The sequence below is a fragment of the Sporofaciens sp. JLR.KK001 genome (genome assembly GCF_036941055.1).
Classification (GTDB): domain Bacteria; phylum Bacillota; class Clostridia; order Lachnospirales; family Lachnospiraceae; genus Sporofaciens.
Genome location: NZ_JAYMNO010000001.1, coordinates 1,349,958 through 1,362,413 on the forward strand (window position 1 = coordinate 1,349,958; position 12,456 = coordinate 1,362,413).

A 12,456-nucleotide genomic window follows, 5' to 3' on the forward strand; every position below is an offset into this window, starting at 1 on the left:
AGGAGGGAGCAGTAATGTATGCAGGAAAGAAGGTAACCCGTGTAGATGCCTATGATAAGGTGATCGGGCGAACGAGGTATACGGATGATCTGTGCGATAAGAGTGCATATATTGCCAGAGTGTTACATTCAACCATCGCCCATGGAAGGGTGGTGTCTATTGACACCTCCGAGGCGGAGAAGATTCCGGGAGTTGTGAAGGTATTTACCTGTTTTGATGTGAAGGAGAAGCATTATTTCCCAACAGCGGGACATCCGTGGTCTACGGATCCGGGACATCAGGACGTGGCGGACCGTCTGGTTCTGACCGAGGAAGTCCGATTCTATGGAGACGACATCGGAGCGGTCGTGGCGGAGGATGAAGTATCGGCGGCACAGGCGCTCCGCGCGATTAAGGTGGAGTATGAAGAGTATCCTTTTGTGCTGGATGTGCAGGAGGCGATGAAGGAGGGAGCGCCTCAGATCCACAAGGAGTATCCGAATAATATCCTGAAGCACACAGCCATACGAAAGGGGAATTATGAAGAGGCCGTCAAGGAGCCGGGGCTTACGAAGATAGAAGGCTGGTATGACACGCCGACGGTGCAGCACTGCCATATTGAGAATTTTATCTGTTATGCCGAGATGGAGGGAGACAGGATCACGGTAACGGCTTCCACCCAGATTCCTCATATTGTCCGCAGGATCGTGGGCCAGGCATTGGGGATTGAGTGGGGAAGGGTGCGCATCATCAAACCATACATAGGAGGCGGGTTCGGGAATAAACAGGACGCTCTGTACGAACCGCTGTGTGCATGGCTGTGCATGCAGCTTGGCGGACATTTGGTGAAGCTTGATATTCCGCGCGAGGATACTTTCGTATCCAACCGTGTGCGTCATGCAATCCGCAGCCATATTATATCCTGGGTGCGGCCGGACGGTTCTTACGCGGCACGCAAGCTGGAAGCATTTTCCGACCAGGGGGCGTATGCTTCTCACGGTCACAGCATCGTAGCGAAGGGAGCAGGGGCATTCCCCCAGCTATATCCCTGTGAAAATGTAGAGGTGGATGCTTATACTGTATTTACCAACAAATCAGTAGCGGGGGCAATGCGCGGCTATGGAATCCCTCAGGCAATGTGGGCAGTGGAATGTCATACTGAGGACGTGGCGGCGAAGATGGGGATGGATCCGATAGACTTCAGGCGTAAGAATCTGATGCCGGTGGGATATGTAGATGCATTTTCCCAAAATGAACTGTATGACGATACATTTAACCAGTGTCTTGATAAAGCTATGGAGGCAATTGATTATAGACGGAAGTTCAAAGAGTACCAGAATCAGACCGGTGATATCCGGCGGGGAATCGGTGTGTCCGTCTTCTGGTACAATACGGCTGTGTGGCCCATTTCCCTGGAGACCTCATCCTGCCGGATGGTTCTGAATCAGGACGGGTCGCTTCAGGTCCAGCTTGGGGAGACGGAGATCGGTCAGGGGGCGGATACCGTCTATACGCAGATGACGGCGGATGTACTGGGAGTTCCGTTGAAAGACGTTCATGTAGTGTCATGTCAGGATACGGATGTGACGCCTTTTGGGACGGGAGCCTATGCGTCCCGGCAGACGTATACGGCAGGATACTCCATACGGCAGACGGCTCTGCTCTTAAAGGAGCGTATTTTAAAATACGCCCATGAATTGACACGTATGCCGGAATATAATCTGGATATCGTGGAGGGTAATATTGTGCGCACCACAGACGGAAGAATCTTGATGAGCCTTGGAGAACTGTCAACGGAAGCGCTGTACAGCCTGACCAACAGTCAGCATCTGTCGGCGGAGAGTACGTCCCAGATTAAATCCAATGCCTATTCCTTCGGATGTACCATTGCGGAAGCGGAGGTGGATATCCCTATGTGCAAGGTGAAGCTTATAGATATCGTCAATGCCCATGATGCGGGAACGCTGATCAATCCTGCGCTCGCAGAGGCACAGGTACACGGCGGTATGAGCATGGGAATCGGATACGGGATGTCGGAGCGGCTGATCTTCGATGAGAAGACAGGGCGTGCGCTGAATAATAACCTGTTGGATTACAAGTTGTCGACGTTCATGGATCATCCAAGGCTTAAGGCGGTATTCGTGGAGAATGCAGAACCGACCAGTGCGTTTGGGACTAAGGCATTGGGCGAGCCGCCGGCCTGTTCGGTAGCGCCTGCGATCCGCAACGCAGTCTATCAGGCGACGGGAGTGGGAGTCAATGAGGCTCCTGTGAATCCGCATAATCTGTTCCGGAGATTCACGGAGGAAGGGCTGCTTTAGCCGATCTGTAACAGACAGGACAGCTGTCGAATGAGTATGCTGGTTTGTTCGGTCTGCTGTCCGCGGGAATCAAAAAATGGAGGTTAAGAATATGTATGACATAAAAGCACTTTATGAAGCAGAGAGCATTGAGCACGCGGTAAAGATTCTTATAGAACACCCGGAAGCGCAGATCATCGCCGGCGGAAGCGACGTCCTGGTGCAGATGCGGGAAGGAAAGCGTGCGGGGAAGGAGCTGGTCAGCATCTATGGTCTTGATGAGATGCGCGGGATAAGCTATGAGGAAGACGGGGCGATCCGGATAGGATCTCTTACCAGCTTCTCCCATATCACGAGAGATCCGATCATCCAGGAGCATATCAATGTGTTAGGAGAGGCGGTCGATATGGTAGGCGGACCGCAGATACGCAACATCGGAACAATCGGCGGGAATACCTGCAACGGTGTGACGTCTGCGGATTCTGCTTCTACGCTTCATGCATGGGATGCAATCGTGGAGATCACCGGACCTAATGGGGTAAGGAGAATCCCGATCCATGATTTCTACATCAAGGCGGGGGTCGTAGACTTGAAGCCGGGAGAGGTGCAGACGGCGATCATTATTCCCAAGATTGCTTATGAGGGATATCATGGACACTATATCAAGTACGCCATGAGAAATGCTATGGATATTGCCACTACAGGCTGTTCGGTGAATGTGAAGCTGTCTTCGGATAAGAAGGTAATGGAGGATGTCAGGATCGCCTACGGTGTGGCGGGGCCTGTTCCTATGCGTGCGCCTGTGGCGGAAGCAGCGGCGAAGGGAAAAGCGGTGTCGAAAGAGAATGTGAAGACCTTTGCCAGAACAGTTTTGGAGGATATCAATCCCCGCGACAGTTGGAGGGCTTCTAAGGAATTCCGGCAGCATATCGCGGTGGTACTGGCAGAACGGGCGCTGAGGGAGTCCATTCGTCTTGCGGGAGGTGAGATCGATGAGTAGACAGTACAAATTAGTTTCCTGCACCATCAACGGGAAGCATGTGGAGAAGATGATCGATGTCCGGGCGTCTCTAACGGATATGCTGCGGGATGATTACCGGCTTACCAGTGTGAAGAAGGGTTGTGAGGTCGGAGAATGCGGCGCCTGCAATGTGATCATAGACGGAGAGTGTTTTAATTCCTGTATCTATCTGGCTGTGTGGGCGGAAGGCAAGGAGATCCTGACTTTGGAAGGGCTTGCCGGACCCAACGGGGAGATCTCGGATATCCAGCAGGCATTTATCGACGAGGCCGCAGTACAGTGCGGATTCTGCAGCCCGGGATTCATCATGAGTGCGGTGGAGATCTTGGAAGCGAAGAAAGAGTTCTCAGATGACGAGATTCGCAAGCTGATGTCTGGTCATTTGTGCAGATGTACGGGATATGAGAATATCTTCCGGGCGGTGAAGAAGACTATGCTGCGGCGCCTGGGGAAGGAGAAAGAAGCCGACGAGGTGTAGACCAGGTAAGTTGTTTATATCAACAAGAATAATGTGAGGATAATGATGGATAATGAAAGAGAAGAACTGATTACAACTGTGAGTGAAGAAAATATCTATAAATTAAATGGGAGGGTGCCTCTTGGCAAGGCGATCCCCTTCGGACTGCAGCATGTGCTTGCCATGTTCGTATCGAACCTGGCTCCGGTATTGATCGTCTGCGGGGCAGCCGTGGTCAGGGGAACGGGAGAAGCCCTGACGGCGGTGGAGATCACTCGTCTGCTGCAGTGTGCCATGTTTGTTGCGGGGATCGGAACCTGTCTGCAGCTCTATCCGATCTGGAAGATAGGGTCTAAGCTTCCAATCGTCATGGGAGTCAGCTTCACCTTCCTGGGAAGCCTGCTGATGATCTGTACGAATCCAAAGCTTGGATACGAGGGAATGGTGGGAGCCGTGATCCTTGGCGGTATCTTCGAAGGCGTGGTAGGTTTAAGCGCGAAATACTGGAAGAAATATCTGACGCCTGTGGTATCTGCCTGCGTGGTGATCGCAATCGGTTTATCCCTTCTTCCGGTAGGCATGAACTCCTGGGGGGGGAGGAAGCGGTTCAGAGTCCTTCGGGGCTTGGCATCATCTGTTGGTAGGCGGGTTTACGCTGGTGGTATGTCTTGTCTCACGCTATCTGCTGAAAGGTGTGTATAAGAATCTGAATATTCTGGTGGGCCTCATCTTCGGCTATATCCTGTCCGGAATATTTACGGCGGCAGGAATTGCGCCGATGATCGATTTTTCCGGTATATCAAAGACGATCGGAGAGGTTGGGGTCTTTAGCATTCCTCAGATCGTATTCTTCACGAGCCATAAGCCGATATTTGATATCGGCGCGTTCTTCACCATCGCGATCGTGTTCATGGTATCTGCGGCAGAGACGACGGGTGCGACGACGGCTGTCTGCACAGGAACGTTGGGGCGTGATATCAAGATCGAGGAGCTTCAGGGGTCGTTAGCCGTGGACGGATTCTCCAGTACGATCTCCGGGTGCTTTGGGTGCCTGCCGCTGACGTCCTTCAGTCAGAACGTGGGGCTTGTCACGATGACAGGTGTAATCAATCGATTTACGATCTTGATGGGCGCGCTGATCCTGATCCTAGCGTCTCTGTTCCCGCCGCTTGGAGCCTTCTTCAATTCACTGCCCCAGGCTGTGTTAGGCGGATGTACGGTCATGATGTTTGGATCCATCATGTATGAAGGGATGAAGATGCTGAAAGAATGCGTATTTGATGACCGCACTATGATTCTGGTGTCATTGGCATTCTGTATCGGTGTCGGGCTGACTCAGACAGACGGCAACTTCTTCTCTGCGTTCCCGCAGGCGGTCGGCGATATTTTTAACGGCAATGTTCCTGCGAAGTTTGAAAACTACTTCACAGAAAAGGGCAGAGAAGCCTGCTTATCTATTCTGGAAAAATGTGATCGATGAATATACGGGAAACAATAATAAATATAAATATGGGATTTTTTGTTTTCCGGTTCATTAGAGAGAACAGAAATTCTGGCTGTGAAAGCAGCATTGAAAGAATAGGGATAAACGTATCGGAGGATATTATGTGCAGGAATAAAAAAAGAAAAAATCAAGGCTTTCTCCATGCAAAGCCAGTATAATAAGCGACATTTGCATGGAGGAATATAAGTCGCTGATGTAGAAGTATAGCTGGCTTTGCTGCTTGAATTAGAACCTGATCATACATGTTTCGTGTGGTTTTTAGGAGGATCAAGGAGGAAGCCTGTATATGAAATATATAAATGCAAATGAAATTCTCCCGGATGTGTTGGTTAAGGAATTACAAAAATATGTCCAAGCAGGATATATCTATATTCCGGCTAAGAGCGAACAGCATAGATCTTGGGGTGAATTGTCTGGTTACCGAAGGGAGCTTGAAAGATGCAATAAAGCTATCCTTGCAGAATATCATAGAGGGGTTGGACACCGTTTTGAGTACAAAAGATATTCTCTGATGACCAATTATTCGATACTTGATCCAGATATAACCAGACCGTATATTGTGCCCGGAGACGATAGATTTGAAAGGGCAGAGGAACAACTGGAGAAGCAAAATGCTGATTTTTCGGTTACAGATGCTTTGAAGCTCTTAAAATCTGTTCGGCAGGAAGGGATATGGGCAACGAGGGTATCTTTTGTATATTCGGTCAAAAGACATAAGGTTTTTTATGTGTTAGATAACAGATTCGAAGAAGTAAAAGGATATCAATTCAAATATGAAAACAATCAATGACAGAGAGCAGTAACAAAAATCAGCAATTCCGGCTGGTACAGGCGATTGAAGAATGGATAGGAGCATTGAAGGGGGAATACTATTAGCAATTACCACTCGTCAAAATGTTCAAAGCGGGCAGCCACCTGTTGGTGGATGTCTGCCCGTTAAATCGGAAATTGGAAAACATAAAATTATGAGCGATCATTGCGCTTCATAGGTTGTCAATAAAATCTTCTAAATGCTTTGAAAACAAAGGATTTGTCGCAATGTGTTCGCCTTATCTCTTTATATGATTTCACACAAGTTTACTCTTTCCCTGACTGCTTATAAGGGCAACCGCTTTTCCTAAAGAAAAAATTCTCTCGTTTTCTCAGAAAAGGTATAACGCCACAAGTATACGCTTCGTAAAGATAGCAATTGGAAAAGTGCAGAATGATCATCCAAAACGGAAAGTGTGCTTGACATCAGAACTTTTTTTGCTATAATAAAGGTATGGAAAGCATGCTTTCCGTAGGAAGGGGGATATTTTGAAAAATCGATTAGAAGAATTACGAAAACAAAGAGGTATTAAACAAGAAGATTTAGCTACTGCTCTTGAAGTATCTCGTCAAACAATAGGCTCTTTAGAAAATGGACGATACAATCCCTCTATCATGTTAGCCTTTAAAATCGCAAGATACTTTCAAATGAGCATTGAAGAAATTTTATTTATGAGGAGGAAAGTAAATGAGGCATAAGATACAAAAAGTCGAATTGTTCATCGGTGTAATAATTTTTTTAGGTGGTTTACTAACTTATGGTTTAGGCGTACATCGACTATTACCTGTACCTCGTCCAGATTTGGTTGTCTATGGTACAACACTTATTGGGATAATATTGATTTTAATGGGGTGTGATATATTCAGTAAGCCGACAAAAGAAGTGCAAATATTAGAAAATGATGAAAGAAATATTGCAATTATTAACGCTTCTCTTGCGAATGCTTACAAAGTAACACTTACATTATTGGTTCTTGTATTATTTGCCCTTATCTTTATGGGATATATGAGTAAAGTTGTATTTTTTTCGATAACAGGAGTTATTGCTGTCGGGCAAATTACATGGGTTATAACAGCTCGTTATTTAGATAAGAAAATGTAGTCGTATGAAAGTGGAATTGACAATGAAGAAAAAATTATCATTTATCATTGAGATTATTATAGGCATAATCTTTATTTGTTTTGGATATTTCGTTATTAACACTGGCTATTACTCTACACTTTTTTACGCAATGGGGTTCGGCTTAGCTTTTGCTTCATGTGTTCAATTACTTAAAATTTATTATTATGAAACGCCAAAAAATAAAGAAAAATTGGAAAATATAAATAGAGAAATCATTATCAATAGTGTTGATGAAAGAAAAGTATTTTTAAGAATGAAAGCTGGTTCTTTAGTGTATCAGTTAATGACTTTCGTGTACTTGTTTGTTGCTTTTGTACTTGCATTACTTCATATTGAAGCATGGATTATAGGAATTATATTTGGTTTATTCCTACTGCAAACATTTTTAGGAATTGTTCTGTATAAACATTTTGAAAAACATTATTAAAACATTCGGTAAATTGTGATGAGGAAATACTATAATAGGACTTAAAAAATGAGATATAAAAATCACGCTTGTAATCAGAAAATGATTATGTATGCCGCCGCTGCGGGAAACGCTATAACGGCGGTTTTTCAATGCCTATCGGCTATCTCTGTCAAAGGATTTCTTACGCTGTCTTTGCGGTAGTCTCTGCTTGTTGCGTTCCTGTATCTCTCGCAGATGTTTTAGCACGCTCTGCTTTTCGGGCGGTCTGTGCTGTTCTTTGGCGGCGGCTGTCGGTTTCCTGCTGACTTGATATTCCCACTCGGCAAGGTCACGGTTGTACTGTTCCACAACGCTTTCCATTTCTCGGAAAGTACGCATAAAAACTTGTATATCGGGATAACCGTCCTCTTTGAGCGTATCGGGGATTTTATCCAGCCTGTCGGCAATCTCCGCTTCGGTTTCTTTGATTTTTACCTCTAACGCTTTTCGTTCTTTGCCTTTGAAAAGTCCCTTTGTATTGGCAAGTTGCTGTTTCAACTGCGGCAAAACTTTATCCTGCAAGTTTTTGATTTTTATCGCCTTATCTTGCACCTTTATCATCAGATTTCTTATATGGCGGAACTCTCCCATATCAATATCAAGTGTAGGCTTGAGCGGTATATCTTTTTCCTGAATAAGGTTTTGCAGAAAATCTTTTGCCTTTGTCACAATCCCTCGGAACAGATTTGGCAGCCATCCTTTGCTCTTGATTGACTGACTTGCTTTTTCGTGTATCTCAGTCTGCTTGATTTCTAAAGTCTTTGCTTCGGGAATACCCGATATTAGTGCCATATCCGCTGTCCTGTTCCATTCCTGCCTTGCGGTGTTATCCGCTTCAATCTCGGCGGTTTTGGGATTGTTCTTGCCGATTTTTTTGGTGGGAAGATACACGCTGTTCTTATCAAATACCTTTAACTGCTGTTCGGGATCGGAGATATGCCGATTGATAAGGTCGGTGTAAATCTCTTTAACCTCCCGGAGAAAAGGCTCGCTTTTGAATTTATCATCTTTCACGGTAAAGAGGCGGCTTTCGTAAACCTCGCCCTTTTTAATGATGGTACAGCCTTTTCGTATCTGCCCGTCCTCCCCTGTGATTTCTTTCTTGGTGCGTACCCTTTTGCCTGTTTCATCATAGAATACACTGCGTGTGGCTGTCTTAATATCAGGCTCAGGGAGCAGTTTTCTTTCGCTGAAGATAAGATGGATATGATAGTTTGTTTTGCGTTTGTTGTGGTGGAGAGCTGACACGCACTCCATACCATACTGCCTGCGGAACTCCTCTGTAAAATCTTCAAGGACTTCCTGCGCTCCGCTTAAATTCCTGCTGGCTTTCCCTTGCAAGGTTCTTCCAAAATTCATTGTTGGCGGTACGGTAGGTGGCATAGAGATTTTCCTGTCTTGCGCGGCTTGTAATATAGGATATTCTTCCCTTGACATTTGGTAGCTTCGACATCTGTATAAATGAATGTCTTGCCATTTACTCCTTTCTCCCGTGACGGGCATACTCTTTTTGCAACCGATTGTGTCTACTTCCCACTCCTTGTTTTTGATATTCTGGAAGAACAAGCAACTCTGTAATTGTTCCAAAATAATAACCATTCGAAAGAATACGCAAACACCCTATCAGCACTTTGTCATCATAGGCGGTTATATTCAGCGTTTTGGAAAATGTCTCCTTTGTTCTTTCGATGTCATAATCGCCTTGCCATACTTGATTAACAAAGGAAAGAAAAGTTGAAGCATTAAGTTCTTTATCATCCACTTTGTATTCCATTAGTATACCTCCACAACTTCCGATTGTGATTTGATGATTTTTAAGGGAAATATTAGCTGTTATATTTTGTTATTAAAATACCCGCTAACCCTTGAAAACACTAAGTTTATCGCAGGTGAGATTTCCCTTAAAGTTTCCCTCGTGTTATATATTCCCATAGGACATTACAAACCTGATAAGGGAAAAAATGAGGGAAACAAAATCACATAAAATATTATAACACAAAACATACGGGAATTGTGAACTGTTGAAATGCTTTCAAAAAAATAATGAAAAGAGGGACAGATAAATAATGAATATGATTTATGCAATATCCACCATAACAGCATTGACATATACACTTATGTAGGTTACTTTTTGCGGATAGACTGCAATAAAGCAGAAAAAGGATTGAAAACCACTCCCTGCTCCGAATGTGCCTTTAATGCTTTGGCAATAGACGAACCGCTTGAATACACAAGATTGTATCTTGAGGGAAATATGCAGATGTGGGTGGATGCAGAAGATTCATTGGAATTTTTGTAAATTAATAAAGGAAAATCTTAAAGAGTTTCCCACTTTTTCCTTTAAGATTTTCCTTTTAAAATTGTATCTTATTCATTCATGCTAATATATGTTTGATAAGCTATTTGCTATAATTGTATCAAAGCATTGATAGGCGATACTTTCTATCTTTCTTTTCATTTTTTCTATCTAATTCAGCATTCACAAAATTCATATGCCAACTAAATTTCTGATACAATTTCTCATCTATTTTTATACCAGCTTCTTCTTGCATGATTTGAAATCCATTCATTAACATTTCGCCACAAAAATGACAATCATTCAGAAAGTTTAAAAAATATAAATTATCAAAATCTTTTCTTAAATATTCACATAGTACATTGTTTTGGATAATTTCGTTCACAATATCTTTATCAATAATTATTCTTGGATAATTTGCAACTTTATCTTCTAAATAGTATGATTTTAAAAGTGCCTCACCCCAAACCATAACATCATCTATAAATAATTGTCCTATAGAAATGCCTCCACGTAAAAGCCACCCCACACTATCGCCAGCAGAAAGTTCTTGGAAGTGTCCAGCACACATTAGAAGGCTTCGAATCTCTTGAGTTCGTTGGGGTATCTGATTTGACAATTTTTTAGCTATTATAATATTATCCGAAAAAATTTTGAATTGTATGTCCTGATTTTCCTCAATTTGAACATCTCGTGTTAATTTTACCGAAAGTGTATAAAGATTATGTAGTTTGTTCATTGCCAATTGGCTATCCTTTGATTTAATCTTATTTGTTACACCCAAAAGGTCAATGTACGCAACAATATATTCATCTGTTTTTCTGTCATAAGTATCTTTATTTTGATTTACTAACATAATAACTTTTCCATCCTCCCCTATCAATAGAAATGTGTTGTTTCTAAAACTTTTCCTAGGTTCACTGGAACTGTGGTAATGTGTATCAAGAGAGGTTCAGTTTGTGCCTTTCTTGATCTTTAAATTATATTTTTCACATTCTGCCTCTAATTTGGGAAAATTCAGGCAGCGATTCCTGCCTGCAAATGGCTCATTGGATAGGTATTTCTTATACAGGACATTGGCTTTATTGCAGATTACCTCATTATTCGTCTGACACCATTCCAGTTCCAAAGTACATAACTTCTTATAATATCTGATATTTTCCCTATCTCTCTTAAAAATGGTGGTATCAACAAGCTGTAATTGCTCTTCTTCAATAGGTATCATCAGATTAAAATTTAGAACGCCTAATAATTTTCCATTTACTTCAATTTTGGAAAAGTCCATAGAATTTTTCATGTTCTTATGTTTTTCCTTTGGCGATGAAAGTGGTATGCAATATTTGTGAACGCCACAAATAACAACAATCCCGATGAAAACCCTGTTATCTTTTCCTGCCTGTGGCGAAACAGAAAGCACTTTATCATCTATATTATGTAGATTACGGATATATTTCATATCCACCTTGTATAATTTAAAATCTGTCTGCATATATCTCCTCGTTAAAAATGGCTATGCGTTTCCACATAGCCATTTGTGTAGTAACTCCATTAGAGTTGCTAACGCTTTTAGCAGTCCACTTTGCGGTAGGACTCACCACTAATAGTATAATACCATATTTCTGAAAATAGTCAATCATTTTTCAAAATTTAAAATAAATGCCTAGAAAATAATTTTTTGGCATTACGCAATACTGTTGGCGTGATGTTGTGGTATAATTTGGATAGTGGAGGTGAAAGAATGCTTCGGACATACTATATTTTCACCTATGGATTTACTGCCATAGAGGAAAATATCATAGGGAAAATGCTGCCTGATAAGAAAAGCGTTTTGGTATCAACAGACTGCTTTACAGATTTGGTAGCTTGTAACTCATATGCAATTTTAATTCATGCTGCTTCTGTAGCAGATGAGGATTTTAAAATGCTGTGGAATTATTATCTTGAAGTAGGTACAAATGCGGCAGCATGGGTGCGGAATATCGTTTTTAAAATCTTTTATGCATGATGTATTAAATGAATACTCCATGAGCGATATACTGCTTGCACGTACAGAGGTTGCAGCAGAATATGTGATAGATAATGAACGGCGCATTGACATCGTGATTCAAAATCCACACTTTTTTATCCCTATCGAAGTCAAAATTTATGCCGGAGAACAGGAAGGGCAATGCTACGACTATTATCAATATGCGAAAAATTCTCGGCTTGTCTATCTGACAAGGTTTGGGAATGCCCCCTCCGAATACAGCCGGAAAAAGAAATCAGGAACGTGCATTCTGCCCATTGACCATATACAGTGTATTTCATGTGCGGAAGATATATGCAGATGGCTTAATAAACTGACAACGCAGTTAGCCGAGCCGGTAAAATCAACAGTTATACAATATATCCTAATCTCCCGAAAAAATTATACACAGATTGACTGTATGATAGTATGAATCCATTGAAAATACGGGGTTTTTAGGCGCTCCCTCTTTACAAATATGTGTATAAGTTTTATAATATAAGTGAAAATATT

Annotated in this window: 13 protein-coding genes and 2 pseudogenes; 11 read left to right on the top strand and 4 right to left on the bottom strand. The window is 42.9% G+C overall.

Features of this window, described 5'->3' with window-relative positions:
* Positions 1 to 14 precede the first annotated feature (14 nt).
* From xdhA to VSQ62_RS07360, 8 genes and pseudogenes are all read left to right on the top strand, one after another.
* Entirely contained in the window at positions 15 to 2,300 is a 2,286-nt protein-coding gene (gene xdhA, locus VSQ62_RS07325; protein WP_334634037.1) for a xanthine dehydrogenase subunit XdhA, read from the top strand.
* A 91-nt stretch (positions 2,301 to 2,391) separates the two neighbouring features.
* A complete protein-coding gene (xdhB, locus tag VSQ62_RS07330; protein WP_334634038.1) occupies positions 2,392 to 3,279 on the top strand; it encodes a xanthine dehydrogenase subunit XdhB in 888 nt (295 codons plus the stop codon).
* Positions 3,272 to 3,778: a xanthine dehydrogenase subunit XdhC gene (xdhC, locus tag VSQ62_RS07335; protein ID WP_334634039.1), complete on the top strand. Its 507-nt coding sequence runs from the start codon at positions 3,272 to 3,274 to the stop codon at positions 3,776 to 3,778. Before xdhB ends, xdhC begins: the two co-directional genes overlap by 8 nt.
* A gap of 45 nt (positions 3,779 to 3,823) precedes the next feature.
* Positions 3,824 to 5,237 (top strand): annotated as a pseudogene (locus VSQ62_RS07340) (uracil-xanthine permease family protein).
* A gap of 310 nt (positions 5,238 to 5,547) precedes the next feature.
* Positions 5,548 to 6,051 carry a CD3324 family protein gene (locus VSQ62_RS07345; protein WP_334634040.1) on the top strand — a complete coding sequence of 168 codons (504 nt, stop codon included), beginning with the start codon at positions 5,548 to 5,550 and terminating at the stop codon, positions 6,049 to 6,051.
* 509 nt (positions 6,052 to 6,560) lie between these two features.
* Positions 6,561 to 6,770 carry a helix-turn-helix transcriptional regulator gene (locus VSQ62_RS07350; protein WP_334634042.1) on the top strand — a complete coding sequence of 70 codons (210 nt, stop codon included), beginning with the start codon at positions 6,561 to 6,563 and terminating at the stop codon, positions 6,768 to 6,770.
* Positions 6,760 to 7,173 (top strand): hypothetical protein, encoded by a 414-nt coding sequence (locus VSQ62_RS07355; protein WP_334634044.1) that lies wholly within the window; start codon positions 6,760 to 6,762, stop codon positions 7,171 to 7,173. Before VSQ62_RS07350 ends, VSQ62_RS07355 begins: the two co-directional genes overlap by 11 nt.
* A 22-nt stretch (positions 7,174 to 7,195) precedes the next feature.
* On the top strand, positions 7,196 to 7,621 hold the full coding sequence (locus tag VSQ62_RS07360) for a hypothetical protein (RefSeq protein ID WP_334634045.1): 426 nt from the start codon (positions 7,196 to 7,198) through the stop codon (positions 7,619 to 7,621).
* A gap of 135 nt (positions 7,622 to 7,756) precedes the next feature.
* On the opposite strand, the pseudogene VSQ62_RS07365 reads toward VSQ62_RS07360, so the two are convergent.
* Positions 7,757 to 9,119, bottom strand: a pseudogene (locus tag VSQ62_RS07365) (MobA/MobL family protein).
* Positions 9,120 to 9,416, bottom strand: coding sequence for a GNAT family N-acetyltransferase (locus VSQ62_RS07370; protein WP_502957726.1), 297 nt, complete (start codon positions 9,414 to 9,416; stop codon positions 9,120 to 9,122).
* Between the two features lie 285 nt (positions 9,417 to 9,701).
* Here VSQ62_RS07370 and VSQ62_RS07375 point away from each other — a divergent pair, with 285 nt between their 5' ends.
* On the top strand, positions 9,702 to 9,941 hold the full coding sequence (locus tag VSQ62_RS07375; protein WP_334637594.1) for a DUF6061 family protein: 240 nt from the start codon (positions 9,702 to 9,704) through the stop codon (positions 9,939 to 9,941).
* A 118-nt stretch (positions 9,942 to 10,059) separates the two neighbouring features.
* On the opposite strand, the gene VSQ62_RS07380 is transcribed toward VSQ62_RS07375, so the two are convergent.
* Together VSQ62_RS07380 and VSQ62_RS07385 are read right to left on the bottom strand one after the other, a co-directional pair.
* Positions 10,060 to 10,794 (bottom strand): hypothetical protein, encoded by a 735-nt coding sequence (locus VSQ62_RS07380; protein ID WP_334634047.1) that lies wholly within the window; start codon positions 10,792 to 10,794, stop codon positions 10,060 to 10,062.
* Positions 10,795 to 10,890: 96 nt separating this feature from the next.
* On the bottom strand, positions 10,891 to 11,427 hold the full coding sequence (locus tag VSQ62_RS07385) for a type III toxin-antitoxin system ToxN/AbiQ family toxin (RefSeq protein ID WP_334634049.1): 537 nt from the start codon (positions 11,425 to 11,427) through the stop codon (positions 10,891 to 10,893).
* 186 nt (positions 11,428 to 11,613) lie between these two features.
* Here VSQ62_RS07385 and VSQ62_RS07390 point away from each other — a divergent pair, with 186 nt between their 5' ends.
* Together VSQ62_RS07390 and VSQ62_RS07395 are read left to right on the top strand one after the other, a co-directional pair.
* Entirely contained in the window at positions 11,614 to 11,943 is a 330-nt protein-coding gene (locus VSQ62_RS07390; RefSeq protein WP_334634050.1) for a hypothetical protein, read from the top strand.
* On the top strand, positions 11,936 to 12,376 hold the full coding sequence (locus tag VSQ62_RS07395) for a PD-(D/E)XK nuclease family protein (protein WP_334634051.1): 441 nt from the start codon (positions 11,936 to 11,938) through the stop codon (positions 12,374 to 12,376). Before VSQ62_RS07390 ends, VSQ62_RS07395 begins: the two co-directional genes overlap by 8 nt.
* Positions 12,377 to 12,456: the final 80 nt, after the last annotated feature.

Bases quoted from the DNA above. Each gene is read 5' to 3' on its own strand.
- VSQ62_RS07385 (WP_334634049.1), bottom strand. From the start codon at position 11,427: ATGCAGACAGATTTTAAATTATACAAGGTGGATATGAAATATATCCGT.
- xdhC (WP_334634039.1), top strand. From the start codon at position 3,272: ATGAGTAGACAGTACAAATTAGTTTCCTGCACCATCAACGGGAAGCAT.
- VSQ62_RS07395 (WP_334634051.1), top strand. From the start codon at position 11,936: ATGCATGATGTATTAAATGAATACTCCATGAGCGATATACTGCTTGCA.
- xdhA (WP_334634037.1), top strand. From the start codon at position 15: ATGTATGCAGGAAAGAAGGTAACCCGTGTAGATGCCTATGATAAGGTG.
- VSQ62_RS07345 (WP_334634040.1), top strand. From the start codon at position 5,548: ATGAAATATATAAATGCAAATGAAATTCTCCCGGATGTGTTGGTTAAG.
- VSQ62_RS07360 (WP_334634045.1), top strand. From the start codon at position 7,196: ATGAAGAAAAAATTATCATTTATCATTGAGATTATTATAGGCATAATC.
- VSQ62_RS07355 (WP_334634044.1), top strand. From the start codon at position 6,760: ATGAGGCATAAGATACAAAAAGTCGAATTGTTCATCGGTGTAATAATT.
- VSQ62_RS07380 (WP_334634047.1), bottom strand. From the start codon at position 10,794: ATGTTAGTAAATCAAAATAAAGATACTTATGACAGAAAAACAGATGAA.
- VSQ62_RS07370 (WP_502957726.1), bottom strand. From the start codon at position 9,416: ATGGAATACAAAGTGGATGATAAAGAACTTAATGCTTCAACTTTTCTT.
- xdhB (WP_334634038.1), top strand. From the start codon at position 2,392: ATGTATGACATAAAAGCACTTTATGAAGCAGAGAGCATTGAGCACGCG.